Origin of the sequence: Roseibium hamelinense (assembly GCF_007830545.1) — a bacterium.
Taxonomy (GTDB): Bacteria; Pseudomonadota; Alphaproteobacteria; order Rhizobiales; family Stappiaceae; genus Roseibium; species Roseibium hamelinense.
In genome coordinates this window covers 37,028-63,010 of sequence record NZ_VLLF01000010.1, presented here as the reverse complement: position 1 = coordinate 63,010, position 25,983 = coordinate 37,028, and the positions used below count along the sequence as shown (strand labels likewise).

At 56.6% G+C, this 25,983-nt stretch carries 19 protein-coding genes and 1 tRNA gene; 12 read left to right on the top strand and 8 right to left on the bottom strand.

Annotated features, from left to right (window positions below):
• The first annotated feature begins 150 nt into the window (after nucleotides 1–150).
• From JM93_RS18365 to JM93_RS18355, 3 genes are all read left to right on the top strand, one after another.
• A complete protein-coding gene (locus tag JM93_RS18365) occupies nucleotides 151–1,107 on the top strand; it encodes an acetyl-CoA carboxylase carboxyltransferase subunit alpha (protein ID WP_145346398.1) in 957 nt (318 codons plus the stop codon).
• 257 nt (nucleotides 1,108–1,364) lie between these two features.
• Complete coding sequence (locus JM93_RS18360; protein ID WP_208995306.1) at nucleotides 1,365–2,636, top strand: L,D-transpeptidase family protein; 1,272 nt, start codon at nucleotides 1,365–1,367, stop codon at nucleotides 2,634–2,636.
• A gap of 93 nt (nucleotides 2,637–2,729) precedes the next feature.
• Nucleotides 2,730–4,382, top strand: a complete 1,653-nt coding sequence (locus tag JM93_RS18355; protein WP_145346396.1) for an acyl-CoA synthetase — start codon at nucleotides 2,730–2,732, stop codon at nucleotides 4,380–4,382.
• Here the strand turns inward: JM93_RS18355 and JM93_RS18350 are convergent.
• Both JM93_RS18350 and JM93_RS18345 read right to left on the bottom strand, forming a co-directional pair.
• Nucleotides 4,379–5,521: a GNAT family N-acetyltransferase gene (locus tag JM93_RS18350; protein WP_170230738.1), complete on the bottom strand. Its 1,143-nt coding sequence runs from the start codon at nucleotides 5,519–5,521 to the stop codon at nucleotides 4,379–4,381. The two genes, JM93_RS18355 and JM93_RS18350, sit on opposite strands and share 4 nt — an antisense overlap.
• The gene (locus JM93_RS18345; RefSeq protein WP_208995305.1) at nucleotides 5,521–6,837 is read right to left on the bottom strand and encodes a lipopolysaccharide biosynthesis protein; all 1,317 of its coding nucleotides are present in this window, start codon (nucleotides 6,835–6,837) and stop codon (nucleotides 5,521–5,523) included. The genes JM93_RS18350 and JM93_RS18345 overlap by 1 nt, the downstream gene beginning before the upstream one ends.
• A gap of 719 nt (nucleotides 6,838–7,556) precedes the next feature.
• Here JM93_RS18345 and JM93_RS18340 point away from each other — a divergent pair.
• The 3 genes from JM93_RS18340 to JM93_RS18330 are packed head-to-tail and all read left to right on the top strand — an operon-like array spanning nucleotide 7,557 to nucleotide 13,412.
• Entirely contained in the window at nucleotides 7,557–8,480 is a 924-nt protein-coding gene (locus JM93_RS18340; protein ID WP_145346392.1) for an ImuA family protein, read from the top strand.
• A complete protein-coding gene (locus tag JM93_RS18335) occupies nucleotides 8,362–10,035 on the top strand; it encodes a Y-family DNA polymerase (RefSeq protein ID WP_145346391.1) in 1,674 nt (557 codons plus the stop codon). Before JM93_RS18340 ends, JM93_RS18335 begins: the two co-directional genes overlap by 119 nt.
• Nucleotides 10,032–13,412 carry an error-prone DNA polymerase gene (locus tag JM93_RS18330; RefSeq protein WP_145346389.1) on the top strand — a complete coding sequence of 1,127 codons (3,381 nt, stop codon included), beginning with the start codon at nucleotides 10,032–10,034 and terminating at the stop codon, nucleotides 13,410–13,412. Before JM93_RS18335 ends, JM93_RS18330 begins: the two co-directional genes overlap by 4 nt.
• Before the next feature lie 3 nt (nucleotides 13,413–13,415).
• On the opposite strand, the gene JM93_RS18325 is transcribed toward JM93_RS18330, so the two are convergent.
• The 3 genes from JM93_RS18325 to JM93_RS18315 all read right to left on the bottom strand — a co-directional run bounded on the left by JM93_RS18325 (nucleotide 13,416) and on the right by JM93_RS18315 (nucleotide 18,373).
• On the bottom strand, nucleotides 13,416–16,568 hold the full coding sequence (locus JM93_RS18325) for an efflux RND transporter permease subunit (protein ID WP_145346387.1): 3,153 nt from the start codon (nucleotides 16,566–16,568) through the stop codon (nucleotides 13,416–13,418).
• Between the two features lie 15 nt (nucleotides 16,569–16,583).
• Entirely contained in the window at nucleotides 16,584–17,690 is a 1,107-nt protein-coding gene (locus JM93_RS18320) for an efflux RND transporter periplasmic adaptor subunit (RefSeq protein ID WP_145346385.1), read from the bottom strand.
• Nucleotides 17,691–17,806: 116 nt separating this feature from the next.
• Nucleotides 17,807–18,373 (bottom strand): TetR/AcrR family transcriptional regulator, encoded by a 567-nt coding sequence (locus tag JM93_RS18315; RefSeq protein ID WP_145346383.1) that lies wholly within the window; start codon nucleotides 18,371–18,373, stop codon nucleotides 17,807–17,809.
• A 131-nt stretch (nucleotides 18,374–18,504) separates the two neighbouring features.
• Between JM93_RS18315 and JM93_RS18310 the strand changes: the two genes are divergently transcribed.
• Nucleotides 18,505–19,275, top strand: coding sequence for an SDR family NAD(P)-dependent oxidoreductase (locus JM93_RS18310; RefSeq protein ID WP_145346381.1), 771 nt, complete (start codon nucleotides 18,505–18,507; stop codon nucleotides 19,273–19,275).
• Between the two features lie 40 nt (nucleotides 19,276–19,315).
• On the opposite strand, the gene JM93_RS18305 is transcribed toward JM93_RS18310, so the two are convergent.
• Nucleotides 19,316–19,759: a YchJ family protein gene (locus JM93_RS18305; RefSeq protein ID WP_208995304.1), complete on the bottom strand. Its 444-nt coding sequence runs from the start codon at nucleotides 19,757–19,759 to the stop codon at nucleotides 19,316–19,318.
• A gap of 51 nt (nucleotides 19,760–19,810) precedes the next feature.
• On the opposite strand from JM93_RS18305, the gene JM93_RS18300 reads away from it, so the two are divergent.
• Nucleotides 19,811–20,785: an endonuclease/exonuclease/phosphatase family protein gene (locus JM93_RS18300; RefSeq protein WP_208995303.1), complete on the top strand. Its 975-nt coding sequence runs from the start codon at nucleotides 19,811–19,813 to the stop codon at nucleotides 20,783–20,785.
• Between the two features lie 33 nt (nucleotides 20,786–20,818).
• Here JM93_RS18300 and JM93_RS18295 read toward each other — a convergent pair whose 3' ends face one another.
• A complete protein-coding gene (locus JM93_RS18295) occupies nucleotides 20,819–21,151 on the bottom strand; it encodes a c-type cytochrome (protein WP_208995302.1) in 333 nt (110 codons plus the stop codon).
• Between the two features lie 168 nt (nucleotides 21,152–21,319).
• On the opposite strand from JM93_RS18295, the gene ggt reads away from it, so the two are divergent.
• On the top strand, nucleotides 21,320–23,074 hold the full coding sequence (gene ggt / locus JM93_RS18290; RefSeq protein WP_208995301.1) for a gamma-glutamyltransferase: 1,755 nt from the start codon (nucleotides 21,320–21,322) through the stop codon (nucleotides 23,072–23,074).
• Between the two features lie 148 nt (nucleotides 23,075–23,222).
• Here the strand turns inward: ggt and JM93_RS18285 are convergent.
• A tRNA-Gly gene (locus JM93_RS18285) sits at nucleotides 23,223–23,297 on the bottom strand.
• Nucleotides 23,298–23,542: 245 nt separating this feature from the next.
• Between JM93_RS18285 and JM93_RS18280 the strand changes: the two genes are divergently transcribed.
• From JM93_RS18280 to JM93_RS18270, 3 genes are all read left to right on the top strand, one after another.
• Nucleotides 23,543–24,058, top strand: coding sequence for a prolyl-tRNA synthetase associated domain-containing protein (locus tag JM93_RS18280; RefSeq protein ID WP_145346377.1), 516 nt, complete (start codon nucleotides 23,543–23,545; stop codon nucleotides 24,056–24,058).
• Nucleotides 24,059–24,183: 125 nt separating this feature from the next.
• Nucleotides 24,184–25,164, top strand: coding sequence for a thioredoxin (gene trxA / locus JM93_RS18275; RefSeq protein ID WP_145346374.1), 981 nt, complete (start codon nucleotides 24,184–24,186; stop codon nucleotides 25,162–25,164).
• Between the two features lie 94 nt (nucleotides 25,165–25,258).
• Complete coding sequence (locus tag JM93_RS18270; protein ID WP_145346372.1) at nucleotides 25,259–25,939, top strand: LON peptidase substrate-binding domain-containing protein; 681 nt, start codon at nucleotides 25,259–25,261, stop codon at nucleotides 25,937–25,939.
• The last annotated feature ends 44 nt before the right edge of the window (nucleotides 25,940–25,983 follow it).

Genomic DNA, 25,983 nt, shown 5'->3' with positions numbered 1-25,983 from the left:
CTTGCGCGTGTTCTTCAGTCTTGGTAGAGCCCTAGGCAAATCTTGTTGTCCTGCGGTCGGTCCGCGGGGTCTTGTTGAGCTGGCCTTTGGCGTCTGCTCAATAAAGCCGCACCATGCGGCGTAACGGCTTGCAGTCAGGTTGTCGAGTACATGCATAGTTATTTGGAATTTGAAAAACCGGTTGCCGATATCGAGGGTAAGATCCAGGAGCTTCGGGCGCTGGCTGCGGGCGGCGAAGCCGTCAATGTTGATGATGAGATTGAACGGCTGAAGGGTAAATCGTCCCAGACCCTTAAAGACCTTTATACAAAACTGACACCTTGGCAAAAGACACTGGTTGCCCGGCATCCGGACCGGCCGCATGCGGCCGAGTATGTCGGAGGACTGATCGAGGACTTCTCGCCGCTGGCGGGTGATCGCAGTTTTGGTGAAGATCATGCGATCATTGCCGGCCTCGGCCGGTTTCGAGGCCAATCGGTTGCTGTGTTGGCGCAAGAAAAGGGCTCTGATACCCAAACCCGGCTCAAGCACAACTTTGGCATGGCCCGGCCGGAAGGATACCGCAAGGCTGTCCGGATCATGGATTTGGCGGAGCGTTTTGGCCTTCCGGTGATTTCGCTCGTTGACACGGCCGGTGCTTACCCGGGCATAGGTGCCGAGGAGCGCGGCCAGGCGGAAGCCATTGCCCGGTCTACAGACAAAGGCCTGGGGCTTGGCGTTCCAACCGTTTCGATCGTGATCGGTGAAGGCGGCTCCGGCGGTGCGATCGCCATTGCAACGGCCAACAAGGTCTTGATGCTTGAACATGCGATCTATTCGGTGATTTCCCCTGAGGGCGCGGCATCTATCCTTTGGCGTGACAGCACCAGGGCACAAGACGCTGCGACCAATATGAAGATCACTGCGCAAGATCTTTTGCAGCTCGGTGTTATCGACGGCATTGTCGAAGAACCTGTAGGCGGCGCGCACCGGGCAAAAGAGACCGTCATTGACCGCGCGGGAGCGGCCATCGACGCCGCGCTCGGCGAACTGTCGGACCTTGATGCACAAGCTCTGCGTCAGCAACGCCGTGAAAAGTTCCTGACGATCGGGCGCTCCTTGTCTTAGACCGGCCATTGGAAGCTGCTCTGACGGGAATGTGACGATACCGCGGTGCATAGCTGTTCATTGCGTGGTAGCTTTGCCGTGGTTTAGCCAGATTCTACCGTCATTGAGCATGCTGGCAGACGTCATTTGCGGTGGGGGGCAGGTGTCCATTCGCACAGGTAACAGACTGTCAACTATAGTTTCATAGCCTCCTTTCGAGGATGTTGGGGCGATTGGCGGCGGGTTTCACCTGCGCGCAATTGGTATGGGACGATCATATGGCCGATTGGCAGTGTCTTGCGGCAGATTTGAAAATGCGTGGTCAAGCAATCGCAGGCCGTATGAATGGCAAGCGTATACGCCAGCTTGCCGGAGCCATTCTGGTCGCCGGCGTTCTTGCAGGCTGCCAGGCGGACGAACTCGGGTACGGTCCGAAGGCGCAACGTCCGGTAAGCGCTGAAGTCAAACGTAAAATGACCGATCTGAACATGAGTGCGACGTCGCCAATCATGATCAGGATCTACAAGCAAGAAAACGAACTGGAGGTCTGGAAGGAAGCCCGAAACGGGCGTTTCGAACTTCTGGAATCGTTCGAGATCTGCAAATGGTCTGGTGAACTGGGGCCAAAATTCAAGGAAGGTGACCGGCAGGCGCCTGAAGGGTTCTATGAGATCACGCCGGGTTTGATGAACCCGAATTCCAGTTATCATCTTGCGTTTAATCTGGGCTATCCGAACAAGTTTGACCGTGCGCACGGGCGGACCGGCTCGCATCTGATGGTTCACGGTGCTTGCTCGTCTCGTGGCTGCTACGCAATGACCGATGCTCAGGTTCAGGACATTTATGCGCTGGCTCGCGACAGTTTTAAAGGCGGTCAGAGGGCTTTCCAGGTTCAGGCGTTTCCCTTCCGCATGACGCCGGAAAACATGGCTGAACACCGTGACAGCGAGCATATGGATTTCTGGCGGATGCTCAAAGTCGGGTATGACCATTTTGAACTGACCAAAGTGCCGCCGAAAATTTCGGTCTGCGAGAAGAAATACGTGTTCGATGCGACCACACTTGTAGAAGGTGTGCCGTTCCGTGCGACCGCAAAATGCCCCGAATATGAAGTGCCGGCGCGCCTGCAGCAGCTTGTTCAGCAAAAACAGTCTGAAGACGATAAAAAGTTTCAGCAGATCGTTGCCCGCTTGGATGCGCGCGAAGAACGTCAGCGCCGTTGGGAAGAGCGCCAGAGCCAGATTGCCAATTTCCTGGGGGGCAATGACGAGGGTGGGCTAGCCCAGCCTAGTTCGGATACCGCCGATGCAGGCAGTGCGGTGGCCGCCGCAGTGCCGGAAGAGACAGCAGCTCCGGGCGCTATTCAAGCAGCTTCACAGCGGCCGGGAAGTGCAACAACCGGTGTTGCAACAGCCTTCGCACCTGAAACGCAAAGCAGCGACGGTGTTGGCGGTATCATCAAGCGTTGGCTGCCTTTCGGCGGCGCTCGGGGCGAAGAAACCCCATCGGCAACCGGATCTATTGCCGTGCCGGAGGCCAAGCCCCAATAATACGGCTTTTTGCAACGCCACATTGCCTGTTGCGTTGCATTATGAGCGCCGCTAGTCTCCGCTGCCTCGTTTTTGTGCAGCGGATACCATTTCATGCTCGAGCCCGCCAGCGATCTGGACAGTCTCCGATCCCGGTTCTCATGGTTCATTCCTGAAAATTACAACATTGCCGACAGTGTCAGCGATCATTGGGCACGCGTGCTTCCCGATGCAGTCGCGATCCGTCATGTCGAGGAGGATGGCAGCCGGGAAGATTGGAGTCACAGAACGCTCAACCAAGCGGCCAACCGCTTTGCGAATCTACTTGTGGGTCTTGGAGTCCGGCGAGGCGATCGGGTTGCTCTATTGCTGCCCCAGTGCCCGCAAACCGCAATTGCGCATCTGGGCATTTACAAGGTGGGGGCAGTGGCCGTTCCGCTTGCTTCGCTGTTCGGACTTGAGGCGCTGAGGTACCGTCTGGAAGACTCGGCAGCCAAACTGTTGGTCTGCGACACGTCCGGGGTCGAAAAGCTGGCGCAACTTGATGTTCGACCCAAGGCGCTCGAACATGTGCTATCGGTTGATGGTGCGGAGTCTGGCGTGACGGATTTCCATGTGGAGCTTGAAAAAGCCAGGGACACATTCGAAACGCTGCGGACCTTGGCTGATGACCCGGCTTTGATGATCTATACCTCCGGTACGACGGGCCCGCCGAAGGGGGTGCTTCATGGTCACCGGGTGCTTCTCGGCCATCTGCCCGGCATTCAGATGTCTCAGAACTTCATGCCCCATGATGGCGATCTGCTCTGGACCCCGGCAGACTGGGCTTGGGCGGGCGGTCTGCTGAATGCTCTGTTTCCAGCGCTTCATTTTGGTGTGCCAGTCATATCACGGAGTTTTCGAAAGTTTGATCCGGAGCGCGCCTATCTGCTGATGCAGGACGAAAAGGTGCGAAATGCGTTCATTCCGCCAACCGCCTTGAAAATGCTGCGGTCCGTCGAAAAACCGGCGAGCCGCTTCGAGTTGGTGTTGCGCAGCGTAGGCTCAGCGGGCGAGGCTCTGGGGCGGGAAACCTACGATTGGTTTGAACAGACGTTCGGGTTTGCCATCAATGAGTTCTACGGTCAAACAGAGTGTAATGCTGTTCTCGGGTCGTGCGTTGCGGCTGGTATCAGTCGTGGTGGCGCGATCGGTAAGCCGACGCCTGGTCATGATGTTGCGATTATCGATGAGAATGGCGAGCGGCTTCCTGCGGAAACACTTGGCCAGATTGCCATTCGCCGGCCTGATCCCGTGATGTTCCTCAAATACTGGAACAATCCCGATGCGACCAAACAAAAATTCGTTGGTGACTGGATGATCACGGGAGATCAAGGTCTGTGTGACGAAGATGGTTATTTCCATTTTGTCGGCCGGGATGACGATGTGATCACCTCTGCGAGTTACCGGATTGGTCCGGGCGAAATTGAGGATTGCCTATTGACCCACCCGGCCGTGGCGCTGTCGGCGGTCGTGGGGAAGCCTGACCCATTGCGTACGGAAATCGTGAAGGCCTATGTGGTGCTAAAAGACGGATCCCAGGCGGACAAACAGCTCGCCGCTGACATTCAGGATCATGTGCGCAAACGCCTTTCGGCACATGAATATCCGCGTGAGATCGACTTTGTAACCGAACTTCCTATGACCACGACCGGTAAGGTGATCCGGCGCAAATTGCGCGACAAAGCCCGGTCCGAACATTCTGGGGAGGCAACCGAGAGCGTTTAAGTGTTCTTGCCACGCTTCAGGTATTTTCGGGCGTAGCGCCGAAGACGTTGTTCTGTCACGATATCAGCCTTGGCGCCGGCTTGAAGCAAGCGGCCGGGCAGGCTTCTGGCGAACAGCATGGTCGCGGTGCGGATCCTGCCATTCCACAAAGGCTCGATCATCGTGTGCCCCGGAACCGCAAGGGAATCCGCGCCATCGGTCAGATCCGGATCATTCAGGTTGCGTTCTAGGGCATACAGCGCAAGCTGGGCGCCGGGTGAGTATTTCCCGAAGTCTTCGTTGTAGGCAATTTTCCAGGAAAATGCCTTGGTGCCTTCCCGTAAGATCACCAAAAGAGCGATCGCTTCTCCCCCGACCTGGAGTGTATCGATACGCACCCCATCTCGTGTGGCGCGGGTTGCAATCATCGCGCGCGCAAAGGTCAGGGTCTGTGGCCTGCTTTTCAAGGCTGTGCCGGACTTGCCTTTCCAGCCCTTTTCTTCGAGCTCAAGAAAGGCCTCAAACTGTTCAACGGCTTGCGGGCCGGAAACACTCGCCAATTTGACCTCGCCCTGTTCGGCAAGGCGGCGCATCAAACGTGGCAGCTCCTTGCGCCGTTTGCCGCTAAAGGCCGAGGCGAATTGTGCTTCCCCAAGGAGACCAGCGTCATGGGCGGCGCGTTCGGCTGGTGTTGATGTCGCCAGATGCCAGTGGTCGGATTGGCTTAAAATACGCGCGCTTGTGCCTTCAACGGGCATATAGGGCATGGCAACAACGGGCATGCCGCCTTGCTCCGCGGCAAGCTGCAAGAAGGCGTCCGTGGTTTGCGGGCCGGCGTCTGATTGCATGAGCGGCACACCGAGCGGGCCATATTCGGTCGCGTAAAGCGAAGTTACGGGAATGGCAAGACCGGGCCGTCTGCGGACAACCGGTGCTGCCATCATCCACCGGCCCGTTTCCGCTTCTTTCAAAACACACAGATGCACCTTTGGTGTTTCCATATTTTCCAGAAACGGGATCAAAAACTCCGGCCCGAAGAAAGGGTTTGGGTCTATCGCAGCTTTGGATAACTCCTGCCACGGAGCGTAATGCTCCCCTGGATCCTTCGGGTCGATAATCAGCGGGGTCAGGCCACTTGTAAGGTGAGATGGAAACAACATCACGCCCCCCTGCGCTGCAATAGGATCAACGGAACAAAGGTTGTCACGCTCAGCCTGTGCCGGGCCAAAGTTGCCAGACATACAGCTTCAAAACAGATGGCAAGGCTGGTTGCGGCGGCCGCCCCGGCGAGACCGAAGGCAGGTATGAAGATAACATTCAAAACAACATTCACTGCAAATGTTGCGGCGTAAATAGCCGCACAGCTGCGCTGGTGCCCGGTCATCATCAACAGGGCATCCACCGGTCCGATAGACGCTCGGGCCAAAACACCAAGCATCAAGATCGCAATGACCGGATAACCGGCAGAAAAGCCGGACCCGAAGAGGCTGAGAAGGAACGGTGCGAGTGCCAGCAGGATGACGCCACCAAGCAACGAGGGCCCGAAGGTCCAAAGGCTGGATTTTTGCACATAAGAGCGCAAACCGGCCTGATCGTTTGTCTCTACAAAGCCTGCAAACCGGTGCGCCGATGCGGAGCGCACGGCAAAGTAGACAAAGTGGATGAGAGCCAGCGTTTTGGACGCGGCGAAATAGACGGCCGTTTCTTCAGGACTGTGCCAAAAGCTGACCATGATCACATCCGCACTGGTGATCAGCTGTAAAAACCCTTCAACCATGAGCATCGGCAGGGACACTGCGAGCCATAGGGGGAGCTCATTGGTGCGGGGGCCGGGCGGCAGCGTTTGTGCAATTCGCGTGTTCAGCCGGACCATCTGGTACAACGCAACACCCCATGTCGCGGCGACTGCTGCGCCGGCGGCGGTCACGGCAGTGGCCGGCTCCCCAAAAGTCATAAGTGCGAACAAGATGACCAGAATGCCAAGCGGGCGCCAAATATAGGTTGGCAGTACGGACAGGGACGGCCAGTCATAGCTTCGAGCAATGCCGTCCTGGACGCCGCCGACCGAAAACAGTGGCAGACAAAAGAGCACCATGGCCATCGGCAGCACATAGTGGGTTGGAATATAGCCACGCAGGCTGAACAGGATAAAGATGCCTGAGACAGCGATAATGCTGGCTATCAGGAAAGCTGCCAGACGGCTGGTATATAGAAAGCCCCGAAGCCGGCTGAAATCGCCAGTTTTTTTATATTGCGGGATATATTTTGCCGGGGATGAGGAAAAGCCGATGCAGGCAAGCAGGCCAAGGATGATGATCCAGGTCCAGGCAACGGAAAAAATTCCGTATTCATGAGCCCCCATCCAGCGGGCCAGCAGAATTTGAGAAATGTAGGCAAGGGCGGCGCCGCCAACCCGTACAGCAAAAGTGGTCACCGCCATGCGTCCGGCGGAATCCGGGCTGTTTACTACGCCCATAATCAAGGTTTTCAGCGGGTGAAAGGCTTTTGAGGCAAGCTTTCGCGTTCCCGAGTTTGGCAGGCGCTGTAATCCTTGGTGATCGGTCAACCGCAAGACCTGCGTTCCTTGTCACGACATAGCCACTGTATGACATGTAGGAATTAACAGTCTATGGCTGGATGTGCATGTGGAGCCTGTGATTTTTCACAGAGGTGTGAAGCGATGCCGCATGATGTGCTGAAAGTAAAACGCCTTAGAAAGGTCCAAGGCGTTTTAAGTTACGAAAAGCGTCCCCAGAACTGGTGGCTTCTGTCAAGTTGTTGAAGTTCCAGGTATTCTCCATGGGTCAGAACGTCCTGTCTGTTGATAATTGCGGCAATCTGGTTGTTTATGTGGTATTTTCGGCGTTTGGCAAAACGTTTGATCATACGAGTGGTCCCTTGTTTTTAGAGTGCAGTGACAAGGGTTAGGTGGATGCTGTGGCATAAGGTTCAAATTAAATATCGGACATACTTTATCTTTCGATTTGTTCGAGTTGTTTCATGTTTGATTTGAAGTCACTTTTTTGAGTTGCACATGGTCCGAATAATCAGCTCATGCTGGCATATTTCCTTGCGGAAAGATTATGTTTGAAAACCTGCTTGACTCTTTGGGCCGTCTCCGGAATCTATAGGAACAAATAGAGAACAAAGCCGATTGGAACGCCCGTGCACCGTGTCGCCCAGAACAGGACAAACATGGACCGGTCAGACAATGGCCGGGACGAGGAGACATGCAAGCCCGACAGAATTACCGAGCTGCGCCGCCGTATTGCGGGTCTTGAGGGCCGCCTCCCCTTGGATACGCAGCTTGGTCCGGCCCCTGCTTCCGCTGCCTCTTGGCAGGGGCCGGGCAATTCTCAGGGGGGCACATCCAGTTTCACGCCGGTTCCCGGTCTGGAGCAGCTGGACCCCTTGTTCAGAACTTCGGCCTTTCTGGAGGGGGGGCTGCATGAAGTTGTCACGCCGCAAAGCCGCGATGCAGGAGCCCTGTCAGGGGTTGCCATATCCGTTATCGCCAGTTTGTTGAAAGCGCGTGACGGACTGGTGCTTTGGGTTATGGATCAGGGTGTTCTTCGTGAGGCTGGCATGCCGTATCCTCCCGGGTTGCTCCGTTTCGGCATGGATCCTGCCAGGGTGGTTTGTGTCACTGCACGGCGCACCGAAGATCTGTTGTGGGCCATGGAAGAAGGTGCGCAATGTTCTGCGCTTGCTGCGGTGGTCGGGGAAGTCCGGGGGGCTTCGAAAGCGCTCGATTTGACGGCAACACGCCGCCTGATGCTGCGGGCCCGGATCGGGGGCACACCCGTGTTTTTGTTGCGTCACGGCACGGAATTCGAACCGACGGCGGCGATGACGCGCTGGAAAGCCGCGCCGCATGCCTCAGCCCCACCGCTCTTGTCCGGCCAAAGGCCACACGACGGTTTGGGTCGGGCTGCTTGGACTGTCAACCTGACCCGGAACCGGGATGGCCGCGAGGGTCATTTGATTGTGGAGTGGAGCCATGCCGCGAGAAAACTTGCCGCACCAGCGTATTCTCTCCCTATGGTTTCCGGAACTGGCTTGCGACCGGGTCCTGAGGTACTTGCGTCAGGCCGCACGGCCTCAGGCAAGACAAGCTGAACCGCCTTTTGTCGTCACTGCGCGCGCACGCAATGCGCAACGCCTTGTCTGCGTGAATGGCACGGGAAAAGCCTTTGGGCTCAAGGCCGGCGAACCCTTGGCGGATGCAAGGGCCCGTGTGCCGCATCTTTTGGTCGAGGAGGCCGCGCCCGAGCTGGAGGCGGCGCTTTTGGGGTTTATCGCCGATTGGTGCGACCGCTATACGCCCCTGGTGGCGCTGGATGGAAGTGACGGCCTCCTGCTCGACGTCACCGGATGCGCGCATTTGTTTGGCGGTGAAAAAGCGTTGCTGGCAGATGTGCTTGAAAGATTAGAAAAGCAGGGCTTTTGTGTTTCTGGCGCGGTGGCCGGCACGCCCGGTGCGGCTTGGGCTGTGGCCCGCTTCGGCACGCGAGAGGTGATCGAGCCGGGCAATGAATTTGCAGCTCTTGCCCCGCTTCCTCTGGCGGGGCTGCGTATTGCGCGGGAAACTGTACAGGCGCTCGAGCATGTAGGCCTGACAACCATTGCCGATATTGCCGGGCGGCCCCGTGCCCCATTGGCCAGCCGTTATGGGCCGGAACTGGTTAAGCTTCTTGACCAGGCGCTGGGCCAGCAAGGCGACCCGATCTCGCCGCGTTTTGCAACGCCGGTTGTTATGGCCGAGCGCCGGTTCTTCGACCCGATCGGTCTTGTTGAAGACATCAAGGCAGTGACCCTGTCCTTAGGGCGGCAAATCTGTGAGGCCCTTGGGCGCCGTGTCGAGGGGGGAAGAGCATTTGAACTGGCCTTGTTCCGAGTGGATGGTGCGGTCCAGAAAATCGTTGTCGGCACCAGCAAGCCTTTGCGCGATGCGAAGCGGATCCTTGCGCTTTTTGCTGAAAAGCTGAAAGCGGACGAAAGCGTTCTGGATGCCGGTTTCGGGTATGATCTCGTGCGGCTCGCGGTTCTGGAGGCGCAGGCCGACGCCCCGGATCAGCTCAGCCTTGTAGGCAGGGGGCGGTCGGAGGCAGAGGCGGATCTGGCTGGTCTGATCGACCGGTTGGGTGCTCGCCTTGGCATTGAACGGGTCGGCCGTTTGCTGCCTGTTGACCGGCATTTGCCGGAAAGCCAGTTCGCCGTCGTTCCGGCAGCTACGGTGCGCGAGGAGGCCTTGTCATGGGTGGGCCTGTCCGGCCCGGATCTTGGGCTTGGGTTTTCTGAGCATGCTTCAGCGGAATGTGACAGGGCTGAGCCGGATGGCGCCTGGCAGGAGCTGCCTGTGGACCGCCCCTTGCGTCTGATTGAACCGGCAGAGCCGGTTGAGGCGGTTGCCATGGTGCCTGAAGGGCCGCCTTTGCGGTTCCGCTGGCGGCGGGTGCTTTACAAGGTGGTCCGCTCTGAGGGGCCGGAGCGGATTGCTCCGCCCTGGTGGATTGGGGCCAGTGATGCACCGCCAGAGCATCGCGATGGGGTAACCCGGGACTATTTCCGCATTGAAGACGAGGATGGGCGCCGGTTCTGGCTGTACCGCGAGGGGCTCTACCAGCGCGAAACCGGAGCTCCGCGCTGGTATTTGCAGGGTGTATTTGCATGACCGGCACGCCGAATTTTGCCGAATTGTGCGCGGCGACCAATTTTTCTTTTCTGCGCGGGGCCTCACATCCGGAAGAGCTGGCGATGACGGCGGCCGCGCTTGGGCTGTCCGGGTTTTCCGTTTGCGACCGCAACTCCATGGCGGGGGTCGTGCGGGCGCACATGGCTGCCAAGGAAACAGGCGTGAAGTTTCAGCCCGGATGCCGACTGGTGTTTCTTGACGGCATGCCGGATCTTCTTGTCTGGCCGCAGGATCGAGCCGCCTACGGGCGTTTGACGCGTTTGCTGACTCTCGGCAACCGCCGCGCGGAAAAAGGCGACTGTCAACTGCTGCTGTCCGATCTGGAGTGTCTTGAAGACGGGGCGCCGATGGCCTTGTTGCTGCCGGATGGTTTGCCGGATTCAGAGCCGGTTTTAATGGTCCTTACCCGGCTTAAGAGCCAGTTTGGTGCCCACCTGCGCCTTGCTTGCCGTTTGACCTATGGCGCAGTTGACCAACGCCGTCTTGCTCTGGCGCGCCAGATTGCGGAGCTGGCCCGCGTGCCTTTGCTGGCGACAAACGATGTTCTTTATCATGCCGCTGAACGACGTCCCTTGCAGGATGTCTTGAGCTGTATCCGTTTACACGAAAAGCTGGAGACAGCCGGGCGGCGCCTTGAGGCCAATGCGGAGCGGCATCTGAAACCGGCCGCTGATATGGCCGCCTTATTTGCGGCTGCACCGGAGGCTTTGGCCGAAAGCCTGAACCTTCTAAGCGAGCTTAGTTTTTCGCTGGATGATCTGGCGTACGAATATCCCGAGGAGCCGAGCGGTCAAAGTGCTACCCCGCAAGAGGAGCTGGAGCGGCTGGCAGGTGAGGGCGCACGCACCCGGTATCCGCAAGGTGTTCCCGATAAGGTGCAAAAAGCCATCGACTATGAGCTCGATCTCGTTCGCCAGCTCGACTATGCGCCATACTTTCTGACCGTTCATGACATTGTCCGGTTTGCCAGGGAGCGGGGTATCCTGTGTCAGGGGCGGGGCTCTGCCGCAAATTCCGTCGTGTGCTTTTGTCTTGGAATTACAGAGGTTGACCCGCAACGCGCGGATCTTTTGTTCGAGCGGTTCATTTCGCCCGAACGCCGCGAGCCGCCGGACATCGACGTCGACTTCGAACACGAGCGGCGCGAAGAAGTCATTCAATACATTTACAGCAAATATGGCCGCGAGCGCGCGGGACTGGCGGCAACCGTCATCACTTACCGCACGCGATCAGCATTGCGCGAAGTGGGCAAGGTTTTTGGCCTGTCAGAAGATGCCATCGGCGCGCTGGCCGGCATGGTCTGGGGCCGCGGCGGAGCCGGCACGGATGATCAGCAGGTGCGGGAGGCAGGTATGGACCCTTCCGATCCGCTGATTGCACAGGTCTTGGAGCTCGCCAGGCAGTTAATCGGATTTCCGCGGCACTTGTCCCAGCATGTCGGCGGTTTTGTGATCACTCGCGGGCGCCTCGACGAGGTGGTGCCGATCCAGAATGCGGCGATGGAAGATCGCACCGTGATCGAGTGGGACAAGGATGATCTGGATGCGCTCGGCATCTTGAAGATTGATATCCTGGCTCTTGGCATGCTTTCAGCAATCCGCAAGGCCCTCGAAATGCTCTCCCGAGAATATGGCCTTGATTATTCAGTATCCTCGATCCCGCCCGAAGATCCCGATGTCTACGACATGTTGTGCGAGGCTGATTCCGTTGGCGTGTTTCAGGTAGAAAGCAGGGCGCAGATGACCATGTTGCCGCGGCTGAGACCCCGCGCCTTCTATGATCTGGTGATTGAGGTTGCGATCGTGCGTCCCGGGCCAATCCAAGGCGATATGGTCCACCCGTATTTGCGCCGCCGCCAAGGGCTTGAGCAGGTGTCCTATCCCAGCAAGGAGCTTGAACAGGTGCTGGGCAAGACCATGGGGGTTCCGCTGTTTCAAGAGCAGGCCATGAAAATCGCAATTGTCGCTGCGGGTTTCACCCCATCGGAAGCCGACCGGTTGCGTCGGGCGATGGCGACTTTTCGCAGGGTCGGCACCATTGGCACTTTTCAGGCCAAGATGATCGAAGGGATGGCCCGCAACGGTTATGACCGGGAGTTTGCGGAGAGGTGTTTCCGTCAGATCGAAGGGTTCGGCGAGTATGGTTTTCCTGAAAGCCATGCCGCCAGTTTCGCGCTGCTTGTCTATGCGTCTTCCTGGATCAAGGCCCGCTATCCGGACGTTTTCTGCGCAGCCTTGCTGAATTCACAGCCCATGGGGTTTTACGCCCCGGCCCAGCTTGTCCGCGATGCGCGCGAGCATGGGGTTGAAGTGCGGGAGGTGGATGTCAATTTGTCTTCCTGGGATGCCGTGCTTGAGCCGGGCGTGCCGGCGGCACAGCGAGTACACCGCCGCTACCGGAGCATGAGACCGGTCATAAAAGCTGAACGGGCGGTGCGGTTGGGTTTTCGCATGGTCAAGGGGTTGAAACAGGCGGACTTGGAGCGGCTGATCGCCTTGCGCGGCGAAGGGTATGACTCTGTGCGTGACCTTTGGTTGCGCACAGGTCTTGGACGGTCCGTCATTATGAAATTGGCCGAGGCGGATGCGTTCCGGTCGTTGGGGCTCGACCGCCGGGCGGCCATCTGGGCTGCGCAAGGTCTGGAACGAGGCAGCCAAAAAGACCGGTTGCCGCTCTTTGACCTCGCATCTCACGGGGATTTGCGGCCAGAGCCGGATGCTGATCTGCCGGCAATGCCGCCCGGCGCCCACGTTGTGGCCGACTACCGCAGCCTCAGCCTGTCCCTCAAGGCGCACCCGGTGGCTTTCGTCCGTAGTGTGTTGTCGTCCCAAAAAGTTACGCCGTGTCAGGAGCTTGACCAAGTCCGATCTGGTCGCAAACTCAGCGTGGCCGGTCTCGTTCTGGTTCGCCAGCGGCCTGGATCGGCAAAGGGCGTTATTTTTATGACCTTGGAAGATGAGGTGGGCATTGCCAATGTGATTGTCTGGCCGAAGGTTTTTGAAAAATACCGGCCGCTTGTTCTGGGTGCGCGGTTTTTGAAGGTTCATGGACGTTTGCAATCGGAAGCCGGGGTCATCCATGTGGTTGCCGAAAGTGTCGAGGATGTTACGCCGCTGATGGCGGGGATCTCCGGAATGGATCTGAAAGATGCCGGCCTGGCGCGCGCGGATGAAGTTAAGCGGCCGGTGATCGAGCTGTCGGAAAAGATCAAGCCGGCCAGCCGGCTCAAGCAGCTGGTACAAGAGGTTCCTGAGCTCCGTCAGGATATCTTCAAGCACAAGCCGCATGCGTTGCGACAGGAAACGCTGGCACCGGAAACCTTGAAGGCCCTGCCGGGTGGACGGAATTTTCACTAATGATCACGAGGCTTCGGCCGATTCTTCCGTGTCGGGCCGCTTGTCTCTGCCGCCCCTGATTTTTTCGCTGACCGTTTGAAAGAAGACATAGAGCACAGGGATCATCAAAAGGCCCAGCGTGCTGTCGACAATCATTCCGACAAACACCGGAAACCCGATCGACAAGCGCCCCGCTGCTCCGGCACCGCTCGCCATCACCAATGGCAACACCCCGAGAATGAAACATAAGCCTGTCATAGTAACAGGCCGGAACCGCATATGGGCAGCCATGAGTGCCGCATCCTGGATGCTGTGACCTTCTTCGCGCAGGTTTTTCGCAAACTCAACCACCATGATCGCCTTCTTCGCAGCCAGGCCAATCAAAAGAACCATCCCGATCTGGGCGTAAATATTGTTGTTCAGGTTGGGGATCAGCTGAAGCGGGAGCAGCGCGCCGAACACGGCAAAAACAGCCGACGCCATGACCGATAAGGGCAGAACCCAGCTTTCATATTGGGCTACCATGCACAGGTAGGCGAAAACGACCGCAAGGATCAAAATATAGGTCACCAGGCCGCCGGCCTCGACTTCCTGCAAGGTGACATCCGTCCACTCATAGCCGTATCCGTCGGGCAAGTTTTCATTCGCGATTTTCGAGAATTTCTGAATTGCATCACCTGAACTGACGCCGTTCACGAGCTGGGCATTGATGGCGGCGGATGTGAACAGGTTGTAGCGGTAGATCGTTTGCGCGCCGAGTGTCGGGTCGGCGGTAATGAAGGTGCGCAATGGCAATGCGTCGCCAGCTGCATTTTTAACATAAATGCCCTCAACCCGGCTGGTTGTCTGGCGGAACGGGGCATCTGCCGACATAACGACCCAGTAGACGCGGCCATCCTTGACGAAATTATTGACATAGAGTGAGCCAAAGCTGGCCTGAAGAGCGGTAAAGATGTCGCTGACCTTTACCTGAAGCGCTTCTGCGCGGTCCCGGTCGATCGTCAGATGGTATTGCGGCGATGTCGCAGAAAAGCTGCTGAAGGCAGACTGAAATTCGGGTTCTTTCAAAAGTGCAGTCAAGAACGCAGTCTTGACCGCATCAAAGTCCTCGATATTGCCGGTCTGGTAGTCAAGCAACTGTGCCGACAGACCGCCGCTGGACCCAACACCCTGAATGGCCGGAAGCGGGAACACGAATGAGGTTGCTTCGGGCACCGCGGCAAGCGACCGGTTCAACGACATCATGATCGCCCACCACTGGGTGTCTCGTGTTTTGCGCTGGTCCCACGGCTCAAGCAGCAAGACAAGGAGTCCGACATTGGATTTGTTTCCAGCGATAATGCTGAATCCGGCCACGGATGTGACCGCCTGAATGCCTTCGTGTTCCTGGACCTTGGCGCCGATGTCCTGAATAACGGTTTGAGTGCGTTGCAAAGATGCTCCGTCAGGCAATTCGACGCTTACAAACAGAACGCCGTTGTCCTCAGGCGGAATAAAGCCGGTCGGTGTTGTCTCAAACAGATAGACCGTCGCCGCAACAACCCCGACAAACAGCAGAAGTGAAACGGTTATGAATCGCAGCATCAAACGGACGACTGCCATATAGGCGTCGCGCACTTTGTCTATGAGTTTCGGGATGACCTTCAACAGGCCTTTGGGATGTCCCGTTCGCCGTGACAAGAACATGGAGCACAATACCGGTCCCAAAGTCAGTGCGTTGACAGCAGACAAGGCAAAAGCAAACGTGATGGTTAGCGCAAATTGAAGGTAAATTTCGCCAGTGATGCCAGGGAAAAAGCACACCGGCACAAAAACGGCGGCTAACACGAATGTCGTTGCGATGATTGGCCGTGTGACCTGGGACATCGCTTTCAGTGTTGCCTCCCGAGGTTCAAGGCCTTCTTCCTCCATGATCCTCTCGGTGTTCTCGATGATAACGATCGCATCGTCGACCACGAGCGTGATTGCCAGAACGATCGCAAACAACGTGATCATGTTTGCGCTGAAACCGATCACGTAAATCAGCGCCATTGTTCCAAGCAAAGACACCGGTATTGCGATAGCCGGGATGAGGGTTGCCCGAGCACTCAAGAGAAAGAAAAACGTAACAGAGATCACCAGAAGGGCCGTGATGCCAAGTGTGATGGCGATTTCTTCGATCGATTTTCGGACAGCAGTCGTCACGTCGTAGGCGAGGACATATTCCATGTCCGCTGGAAAATGCTTGGACAGCTCCTCCATTTGAACGCGCACCGCGTCTGCCACATCCAGCGCATTTGCGCCGCTTTCTTGAAAAACCGCCACGATCGCTGAGGGCTGACCATTGTAGTAGGCGGTGGCAGCGTAGCTTTCCGCGCCGAGCTCAACACGGGCAATGTCTTTCAGGCGGACAAACGAACCGTCGGACTGGGCAGACAGAATGATCTGTTCAAACTGGTCCGGTGTTTCCAGAAGCCCGTCAGCCTGAAGCGAAAACTGGAAAGCGGTCTTCTCGTCCGCGAAAGGCGGCGCCCCGATCTGGCCGGCTGCCGCCTCTACATTTTGTGCCTTGATTGCAGCCGACACGTCGGACGCAGACAGATTGAGCGCTGCCATCTTTTCCGGATCCAACCAGACCCGCATGCTGTAGTTGAGCGGTCCGAATTGGCTCACAGATCCCACGCCATTGATCCGGCTGAGCGGATCCTGGAGGAAGTCTGCCGCGTAATTGCTCAGGTAAAGCTGGCTGTGGGACTTTTTCGGCGACAGAAGGTTGATGACCTGCAGCATGTTGCTGTTTTGCTTTGAGGTCGAAATACCTTGCTGGGTGACCGCTTCGGGCAGCAGCGGCGTTGCTAATGCCACCCGGTTTTGGACATTAACTGCCGCAATATCCGGATCAGTGCCGATCGCAAACGTCACCGTGAGCTGGTAGGTGCCTTCGCTGGAAGAGGACGACGACATGTAGATCATGCCCTCGACGCCGTTCACCTCTTCTTCGATGGGGGTTGCGACGGAATTTTGGATGAGCGATGCGTCAGCGCCGGGATAGGTCGCGGTGACCTGGATTTGCTGTGGAGCAATGTTCGGAAACTGGGCAACCGGCAGAAACCGGATAGAAAGGGCGCCGACCAGCACCGTTAAAATGGCAATCACAAAGGCAAAATTCGGCCGGTCGATAAAGTATTTCGAGAGCATGTGAAGAACCCCGGCTTAGGATTGGGTTTCGGTCGGAGTGACTTTCACGCCCTCATGAATTTTCTGAAGTCCTTGAATGACAACAGGATCCCCCGCTTTCAAACCGGAGCTGACCACCCAGTCCCGGCCGATTTGATTGCCCAGTGTTACGTCGCGCCGTTCAACGGTGTCGTCCGTGCCAACAACAAATACAAAATGGCCTTTTGCATCGAGCTGTATGGCTGTTTGCGGAATGACCACGACCTCATTTGCATTCGGATCTTCAAATGTCACCGTGACGACCTGACCAGGCACAAGAAGACCGTCGTTGTTTGCAAAACTGGCACGCATTTCTACAGTATCAGTGGCGGTTTGCACCTGATTGCTGATGTAATCGATGGTGCCGTTCGCATCGTAGGATGCGCCATCGGACAGCCGCAGTTTCACATTCAGCGTCGATGAGTTTTCTCCGATCAAACCCTCCTGGCGCTTCAGGATCAGATCCCGCTCACTTATGAAAAAACTTACATACACCGGATCAATGCTTGTGATGGTGGCCAACACGCCGGAGGTCGTGCTCACCAGGTTGCCGACATCAACGGCCGACTTGGAAATGCGCCCGTTGATTGGGCTTGTGATTGTGGTGTATCCGAGATTGATTTTGGCGGTTTCAAGACTGGCCTGAGCTTCACCAACCGCGGCTTCATCAGATTTATAGGTGGCCTCTGCAGCGTCATAGGTTGCTTGTGAAATATCGCCTCGGGCCAGCAGATCCTTTTGGCGGGCAAGAGCCAGTTGTGCGTTGCGAGCCGTGGCGGTGGCGCCTTCGAGACCCGCCTTGGCTTGATCAACTGTCGCCTGATAGAGGCCCTGTTCGATCTGGAACAGGATGTCCCCTTTTTTGACCAAGCCGCCTTCGATGAAATTTTGCGTTTCGAGAAACCCCTCGACGCGGGCCTGAATGTCGACCGAATTGACGGCCTCGACCCGCCCGACATAGACATCGGCCATACCCGGTTTCATGTTCGAAGCCTGCTCGACGAGCACTGCGGGGGGCTGTTCTTGGCTTGTGGCCGGAGCAGATAGCGGCAAAGCAAGCATCGTGGTGACGGCAACTGTCCTGATTGCCGAGAAGAAATTCATGTTATCGCACTCCGGGCTAAATGGCCGGGGACCACGTTGCACCTAGATCGGCAAACGGTCAAATCATCCCTTGATAATGGCGACACATAAATGCGCGGGGCAGAGCGTAACCAGCGCTACCGTGCGATCAGACCAAGCGCGTCGATATTGTCAAATAAATCCGGGTTCTTGTTCGCGCGTGCCATCAACAGTGCACCCTCAAACAAGGCGAGCATCGATATTGCAGCGCTTTCGACTTGTGTGTCGGTTTTGCCTTCGCCCCAGCTGGTTTGTTTGAGCGCGGATATGAGCCAGGCAGAAGTGCGGTTAAAAAAGGCCCGGGTTTCGTTGATTACGCTGTCCGGCAAGCCTCCAGATTCAGCTGCCAGAATACCGCACAAGCACATTTGTCCATCTTTGCGCAGGGCCTGTTCGAACTGGGAATGAAGCTTGGCGATAACGCCCTCGGCTGCTGCCGGGGCATCTTCCGGTGCGCCGAGCGCATTTAAGAACCGGTCCGTATAGTGCCGCGCAACCTTGGCGCCAAGGTCTGCCTTGGTGGGGTAATAGTAGTGAACACTGGAGCTTTTGACGCCTATGCCGCTGGCAAGGTCCCGGAAGCTGAACCCGTTGTAGCCGTTTTTGCGGATCAGTGTTTCTGCAAGGGACAGGATATTGGCCTCGGTGTCTGGGTTGCGGGGCATTCTGGTCTCCAAAATCTATCAGTCGATAGATAAAGCTTGACATGCCGGATTGCAATCACTAGCTCTGAATCATCTGATCTATCTATCAGTAGATAAATTTTGGCAGCGACAGTAAAATGGAGACGACAGTGATGACGCAGAATTCAGTAGCAATTGTTCAGGGCGGATCATCCGGAATGGGCCTCGCGGCCGCGAAACGGCTCGCGCGCCGTGGAATTCCGCTAATCTTGGTCAGCCGGTCCGGTGCAAAACTCGAAGCCGCGCGCTCCGAAATCCAGGCTATTTCGAATGTTCCCGTCGATCTATGGCGGGCAGACGTGACCAAGCCCAAAGAAGTGGCACGGATTGTCGATCGCATCGCTGGTCTGGATGCACCGGTCGGATATTTGGTGAATGCTGCGGGTGCCTTCAGCCCGAAACCATTTCTTGACCATGACGCCGAAGACTTTGACCACTACCACGCGTTCAACCGGGGCACGTTTCAAATTACGCAGGCGGTTGCCCGTAAAATGGTTGACGAAAAAACAGGCTCTATTGTGAATATCGGCTCGATGTGGGCCCATCAGGCAATCAAGGCAACACCATCGTCAGCTTATTCGATGGCGAAGGCTGGTCTGCACGCCTTGACGCAGCACCTTGCAATGGAGCTCGCAGATCATGGTATCCGGGTCAACGCAGTCGCTCCGGCCGTTGTGGACACACCAATATACGGCGCCTTTATCCCGGAAGCCGAAATTTCTAAGACCCTCAAAAACGGCTTCGACGCCTTCCACCCGGTTGGCCGGATCGGAACTCCGGACGATGTGGCCGCATCTATCGACTTTTTGTTGTCAGAGGACGCCGCATGGGTAACTGGTGCTGTGTGGGATGTCGATGTCGGCGTAATGGCGGGCCGGAATTAGCATTTTGATGTCGCCGGATCTGCGCGGTTTGCCGCGCAGATCATGTTTCAGCAATAGCTTCCACATAATACCACCGGCCAGCTTTCTTTCGGAATTTACTCAGTTCCCGATGCTTGTGCATTTGTCCACCGGACAGGTAATTCGCCTCAAACAAAACCGTTCCCGCGCGATCGTCCCTACCGCCGTTTTGAAACTGAATTACCGTCAAACCTACCCAATGGTTTTCCGAGGCCCATCTTGCTGTTCCTTCGAAGTCGAACGCCGGTTGGAACTTTGGCCAGAGTGTTTCCTTTAGATAGTCAATTTCTTGCAGCACGTAGGCTGAGTATCGCGAACGCATGAGAGCCATTGCAGTCTCGGGCAGTGCGCGGCCCTGCAAATAGAGCCCGCAGCATTGCGCAAGGTCTTTGCCTGAACCGCAGGGGCATTTTGATGTTTGCATTGAACAATGTTTCCAAGGGTTGTCTGGCACGCCTACCGTCATACGCTTGGCCGGGATAGCCTGCATACCTTGTGAACCACAAGGGCAAACAGGATGCTGCGGGTTGCGACGTATAATATGGAGTCTTTCGGCGACGATCGGTTTGATCCTGATCGGCTGGCGCCTCGATTAAAAGCTCTGCGCCCGCGCTTGAGCGAACTCAAGGCGGATATACTGTGCCTTCAGGAGGTCAATGCGCAGAAGCGTCAAGGCGCGCAAGCCCGAGAATTCTTGGCCCTTGAAGCTTTGCTGTCCGGAACCGAATACCGAGAATATGAAATTGGGCACAGCACACGCCCCAACGCAGCGCTTCCAGCTGACCGCCACAATCTGATGGTTCTGTCGCGCTATCCGATTGTGGATCAGAAGGTGTTGTTCCAAACCCATCTGCAAGTGCCGGTTTGGCGACCGGCCCACGCCGATCCATACACCGAGGCGCCGCAGCCGATAACGTTCGACCGGCCGATTCTGCAGGTTGAAATCGACATTGGCGCACGCAACACACTGCATGTGTTTGTTGTCCACTTGCGCGCGCCCATCGCAGCCCCTATTCCCGGCGGCAAGCTTTCAGTGTCCTCATGGCGCAGCGTGCCTGCCTGGGCAGAAGGTTATTTCTTGTCCGCCTTAAAACGGACCGCACAGGCTCTCGATTTAAGGCTTGCGGTCGACAAGGTGTTTGAAATCGACCCTGCCGGGATGATTTTGGTGGCTGGAGATTTTAACGCCAGTGGAGATGCGAGCGCGCTGCGGTTGGCCTGCGCGGATCCCGAGGACACAGGCAATCCCAGTTTACATCACCGGCAGCTCATACAAGTTGATGCGCTGTTGCCGCCAGACGCGCGAAACACCATCATCCACAAAGGCCGCGGGCAAACGCTTGACCATATCCTTGTCAGTCCGTCGCTTTATGAAACCTTCAGCAGTGTTTCCGTATTCAATTCAGGCCTCGCAGACGAAGTCCTGGAGGCTGAAACGGACGCGAAAAACGCGTCCTTTCATGCTGCCGTATGTGCAGAGTTTAATCTTTGATCTTGATGGAGCGACCCGGCAAAAAGCCAGCACTTAAGGGGCCAGGCTATCAATGTACTCAGCGATATTGGCAATTTCGCGTGTCGTCAGGTTCATGTCCGGCATTTTGGGGTGGGGATTTGCCAGAAAAGTTGCCAGAGACGCCTCATTCCAATCAGCGTCCTTGGAAATGTCGAGAAAGCTCGGCACAGAGGCGCTGTCGGCAACGGGCTGATCGTCGGAGACTAGATGACAGGAGGCACACCATTGTAGAGCGATCGTTTTGCCTGCATTCGGATCGGCATGTGCCGGCCCTTGGGCAAAGCCGCCTGCCACCACAGCCGCAACAGCGGCCACCATGAAATTCGTCATTATCCGCACAGGCATCTCTCCCTCTCGCCGGCAATCGATTCTGGAAGCCTAAATTATTCAGAGCTTTGTATCGACCGGATGTCTACGTAGCTTCGCTGGTGCTCGTGCAAAATCCACTATTGTCAACTTTAACGATAGATTTCAAAGTGTAGCCAATCGATGATGGCTACCTGGAATGAAGGGATGAGCATGGTTTTCTCGACGCGTAGGCGCAACTTTTTGACGATTTTGGTCAGCGGTTTCCTGGCAGCGGTGACAGCCCACGAAGCGGTTGGACAACAAGCGGCGATCATTTCCGGGCGAGACCGGTTTCACCCGGTGCTGGCGCAAAATGGAATGGTGGCAAGCCAAGAGGCGGTCGCAACCCGGGTGGGTGTCGCAATACTAAAAAAAGGCGGTAACGCCGTCGATGCAGCAATAGCCACCGGTTTTGCGCTTGCCGTTACCTTGCCGCGTGCCGGGAATCTTGGCGGTGGTGGTTTCATGATGATCCACATGGCGAATACCGGCGAAACCGAGGCGCTGGATTACCGCGAAAAGGCACCCGCAGCTGCAACGCGGGACATGTTCCTCAACGAAGATGGTGAACCTGACAAGACGAAGTCGCGGTTTTCCGGATTGGCGATTGGTGTACCAGGCACAGTTGCTGGATTTGCAGCCGCATTCGAAAAACATGGCAGTGGACGCCTGACCTGGGCCGATCTTGTCGAGCCTGCAATCGAGCTTGCGGAAAACGGTATTGTGGTAACGCAGGATCTGTCTGGCTCTCTTTTGTCCCGGGTTGACCGGCTAACCCAGGATCCGGCAACTGCAAAGGTTTTCTACAAAAACGGTTTCATCCCTTATTTGCCCGGAGAAACCCTGAAACAGTCTGATCTTGCGGAAACCCTGCGCAAAATCGCGCGCCAAGGTGCCGCCGGTTTTTACACCGGCGAAGTTGCACAAAAGATCGTCTCCAAGGTTCAGGCCGAGGGCGGCGGAATGACCTTGGAGGATTTGGCCGGATATGAAGCTGTCTGGCGGTCGCCGGTCATGGGGTCTTACCGCGGGTACACGGTCGCATCGATGCCGCCGCCATCCTCAGGCGGTGTACACATCGTGCAGATCCTCAATATGCTGGAAGATCATCCTGTTTCGGACTACGGGCACAACTCTGCGAAAACGATGCACCTCATTTCCGAGGCAATGAAACGCGCCTATGCGGACCGGTCGGAGTACCTTGGAGATCCTGATTTTGTAGAGGTGCCGGTCACCGGTCTGACGGATCGGGCTTACGCAAAGGAGCTGATGGAAACGGTGTCCTTTGACGAGGCAACAGCGTCCAGCAGCATCAAGCCCGGCAATCCCGTGCCATATGAAAGCAACGAAACAACGCATTATTCCGTGGTCGATAGGGATGGCAACGCTGTCTCCAACACCTACACGTTGAATTTTTCCTATGGCGTAGGCCTGATGGCCGATGGAACTGGCGTGCTCTTGAACAACGAATTGGATGACTTTTCGGCAAAACCGGGTGTGCCCAATGCTTATGGGTTGATCGGCGGCGCGGCGAACGCGGTGGCCGGCGATAAACGGCCACTGTCATCCATGAGCCCAACCCTGGTATTCAAGGACGGCGCGTTCTTTCTGGCCACAGGTTCGCCCGGTGGCAGCCGGATCATCACGACGACCTTGCAGATTATTTTAAATGTCGTCGATCACGGTATGAACATAGCAGAAGCAAGTGCAGCGCCCCGTTTTCACCATCAATGGCTGCCCGATGAAATTCGAATTGAAGAGGGCGTTTCGCCCGACACGGTTTTTCTCTTGGAACAGCTTGGGCATCAAGTCGAAGTCAAGAACGTGATGGGGTCTACGCAGTCGATCATGAAAGTGTCGGGGCAGCTTGCGGGTGCCTCGGACCCGAGGCGTTCAGGTGCGCTGACCGAAGGATACTGAACCCGGGTAAAGTGGGTGCATGGTTGCCGCGGTGCTCTGTTGTCTCGTACCGCGGCGTTCCAGACGAAAGCCTGCGCTTGGTGCGCTTAAGCGGCAAAGTCACAGGAAACAAAAAAGCTCAGGACTGGCCTGAGCTTTTTTGAAAATCTGGAGCGGGCGAAGGGATTCGAACCCTCGACCCCAACCTTGGCAAGGTTGTGCTCTACCCCTGAGCTACACCCGCATATGTTCCCGATGCGGATCCGAATGGGTCCGTCGTCGGCGAGGTGCGCAGTATATGAACCATGCGGACGCGGATTGCAACAGCGTATTTCGAAAAAATTTGGTAGGTGTCAAGTTGTGGATGGAGCAACGTATTTTACGATAAAAGCCGATGTTTTTCAGCGGTTTGCAGGCCTTGAAAACTTGAGTTCCCGCTGTGATCCGCGTTAGACAGCAAACAAGCCATGACAATTTCAGGATACAGCCATGCCAGCCAGCCGTGCAGATTTGATGAGTTATCTGGAAGCGCTAAATATCGAGGTTACCACGACTGATCACGCACCCGTCTTCACCGTTGCGGAATCGGAGGACCTGCATGAGAAGATATCAGGAGGGCATACCAAGAACCTGTTTGTGAAAGATAAGAAGGGCCGGCTGTTTCTTGTGGTGGCGCTTCACGACGCAACGATCGATTTGAAAAAGCTGCACCAGGTGATCGGCGCTCAGGGCCGGGTTTCCTTCGGCAATGCCGACCTTTTAATGGAAACGCTGGGTGTTGCACCCGGATCGGTCACACCTTTTTCCTTGATCAATGACAGGGATGCGCAAAGGGTCACCCCCATTTTCGACAGTGCGATGATGACGCATGAGGTCCTCAATTACCACCCGCTGTCGAATGATGCGACGACCTCTATTTCGGCGGATGATCTGCTGGTTTTCACCCGCAGTTGCGGCCATGAGCCCCAGGTTCTTCCGGTGAGTGAAGAAGCACGCGCGTGTTGAGCAACAGGTGTATAGCAGACGATTGTAATTCGGCCGTGCGGGCGCCATGTTAGGCGTTAGGTCAAACGGGCAGCAATGGCTGCCTTTTGCACGTTAAAGCAGCCGCAGTAAAAAGAGGCAGGGCAATGAGCAACGGGAACTTCACTATTGGCGGATCTGTCGGTGGCGGTTTTGGCGCAAGCTATGGCGATGGCAATGGATTTGGCGGTAGCAACAGCACAAGTGCATCTGCTGGCGGCGACCTGATCAAGGATGTGACCACCGAAACCTTCATGCAGGACGTCATGGAGGCGTCCAAGATCCAGCCGGTTCTGGTTGATTTCTGGGCTCCCTGGTGCGGCCCATGCAAACAGTTGACTCCGGTGATCGAGAGTGCGGTTACCGCTGCGGGTGGTGCCGTGAAGCTTGCCAAAATGAACATCGATGAACACCCGGAGGTGGCCGGACAGCTTGGCATTCAGTCCATTCCGGCTGTGATTGCGTTCAAAGACGGCCAGCCAGTGGATGGCTTTATGGGTGCCCAACCCGAAAGCCAGGTAAAAGCTTTCATTGAAAAGCTTGGCGGTGCGCCCGCTGTCAGCCAAGCCGAGACATTCCTGGAGCAGGCCGACGCACTGCTTGCTGAAAAAGACTATGGACAAGCTGCCCAGCTTTACGGCGGCGTAATGCAGATGGAGCCGGACAATGTCCGTGGCATTTGCGGGCTGGCGCAGTGCTACATCGCCACGGGCGATTTGGAGCGCGGCAAGCAGGCGCTCGACATGGTGCCCGATGAGGCCCGTGATCATAGTGCTTTCGCCGCAGCCACTGCCGCTCTTGAGCTTGCCGAACAAGCCGAAGCACTTGGTGATCTCGCCGATTTGGAAGACCGGATCGCCAAAGATCCGCTCGACCATCAGGCCAGGTTTGATCTCGCACTCGGTTTGAACGGCCGCGGAAACAAGACCGGTGCGGTTGATCATCTGATCGAGATCGTGCGGCGGGACCGTGAATGGAACGAAGATGGGGCCCGCAAGCAACTGCTGCAGTTTTTCGAAGCCTGGGGGCCTAAAGAAGAAGCGACAAACTACGGAAGGCGCAAGCTTTCTGCCGTGCTGTTCGCTTGACCTTGCATCCCACGCGCTACACATACCCGTGACACCGCCCGCAGTCTGTGCTGCGGGCACTGCTCGACACAATAAAGTCAAAAGGATTGGGCGCATGCAGGCCGGCAATGCCATTTACGAAACAATAGCTGATCTTCCGCCGGTCTTGCCCGTCTTCCCGCTATCTGGCGCGTTGCTTCTGCCCCGCACGCAGCTGCCCCTGAACATTTTCGAGCCGCGTTACATCGCGATGATCGATGCAGCGCTCTCGGGGAACCGGTTGATTGGCATGGTCCAGCCGATGCCGTTGCAAATGCCCGAAGACCCTGATGTGCCGCGCTTGGCACATGTCGGCTGTGCCGGGCGGCTTACAAGTTTTCAAGAAACGGGCGACGGGAGATACCTGATAACCTTGCAAGGGGTTACACGGTTTGCTGTTGGACCGGAACTGGAAGCCATCACGGCCTACCGGCAGGTCGAATGTGACTTTGCTCCTTTTGCGCCAGACTTGCAAAGCGGCATGGGCGAGGATGACGTCGATCGCAACAGTCTGCTCGAGACACTGCGCGCCTACCTAGATGCGAACAACCTAGAGGCTGATTGGCAGAGCGTGTCGGAAGCCGAAACCGAGGTTCTTGTGAATGCGCTCTGTATGATGTGCCCCTACGGACCGCAAGAAAAACAAGCGCTTCTGGAAGCTCGAGATTTGAAAACACGCGCTGAAACATTGATCGCCATTACCGAAATGGATATTGCTCGCTCACAGAATGGCGACGGCGGAACCACGTTGCAGTGATCTGCATGCGACGGGTGCCGGTTCGGCAAACATCCCAAACCAGG

Bases quoted from the DNA above. Each gene is read 5' to 3' on its own strand.
- JM93_RS18365 (WP_145346398.1), top strand. From the start codon at position 151: ATGCATAGTTATTTGGAATTTGAAAAACCGGTTGCCGATATCGAGGGT.
- JM93_RS18315 (WP_145346383.1), bottom strand. From the start codon at position 18,373: ATGCCCCGCAACCCAGACACCGAGGCCAATATCCTGTCCCTTGCAGAA.
- JM93_RS18340 (WP_145346392.1), top strand. From the start codon at position 7,557: ATGGACCGGTCAGACAATGGCCGGGACGAGGAGACATGCAAGCCCGAC.
- JM93_RS18295 (WP_208995302.1), bottom strand. From the start codon at position 21,151: ATGCCTGTGCGGATAATGACGAATTTCATGGTGGCCGCTGTTGCGGCT.
- JM93_RS18320 (WP_145346385.1), bottom strand. From the start codon at position 17,690: ATGAATTTCTTCTCGGCAATCAGGACAGTTGCCGTCACCACGATGCTT.
- JM93_RS18325 (WP_145346387.1), bottom strand. From the start codon at position 16,568: ATGCTCTCGAAATACTTTATCGACCGGCCGAATTTTGCCTTTGTGATT.
- JM93_RS18330 (WP_145346389.1), top strand. From the start codon at position 10,032: ATGACCGGCACGCCGAATTTTGCCGAATTGTGCGCGGCGACCAATTTT.
- JM93_RS18360 (WP_208995306.1), top strand. From the start codon at position 1,365: ATGGCCGATTGGCAGTGTCTTGCGGCAGATTTGAAAATGCGTGGTCAA.
- JM93_RS18350 (WP_170230738.1), bottom strand. From the start codon at position 5,521: ATGTTGTTTCCATCTCACCTTACAAGTGGCCTGACCCCGCTGATTATC.
- JM93_RS18345 (WP_208995305.1), bottom strand. From the start codon at position 6,837: ATGGGCGTAGTAAACAGCCCGGATTCCGCCGGACGCATGGCGGTGACC.
- JM93_RS18355 (WP_145346396.1), top strand. From the start codon at position 2,730: ATGCTCGAGCCCGCCAGCGATCTGGACAGTCTCCGATCCCGGTTCTCA.
- trxA (WP_145346374.1), top strand. From the start codon at position 24,184: ATGAGCAACGGGAACTTCACTATTGGCGGATCTGTCGGTGGCGGTTTT.
- JM93_RS18280 (WP_145346377.1), top strand. From the start codon at position 23,543: ATGCCAGCCAGCCGTGCAGATTTGATGAGTTATCTGGAAGCGCTAAAT.
- JM93_RS18300 (WP_208995303.1), top strand. From the start codon at position 19,811: ATGCTGCGGGTTGCGACGTATAATATGGAGTCTTTCGGCGACGATCGG.
- ggt (WP_208995301.1), top strand. From the start codon at position 21,320: ATGAGCATGGTTTTCTCGACGCGTAGGCGCAACTTTTTGACGATTTTG.
- JM93_RS18310 (WP_145346381.1), top strand. From the start codon at position 18,505: ATGACGCAGAATTCAGTAGCAATTGTTCAGGGCGGATCATCCGGAATG.
- JM93_RS18335 (WP_145346391.1), top strand. From the start codon at position 8,362: ATGCCGCGAGAAAACTTGCCGCACCAGCGTATTCTCTCCCTATGGTTT.
- JM93_RS18305 (WP_208995304.1), bottom strand. From the start codon at position 19,759: ATGACGGTAGGCGTGCCAGACAACCCTTGGAAACATTGTTCAATGCAA.
- JM93_RS18270 (WP_145346372.1), top strand. From the start codon at position 25,259: ATGCAGGCCGGCAATGCCATTTACGAAACAATAGCTGATCTTCCGCCG.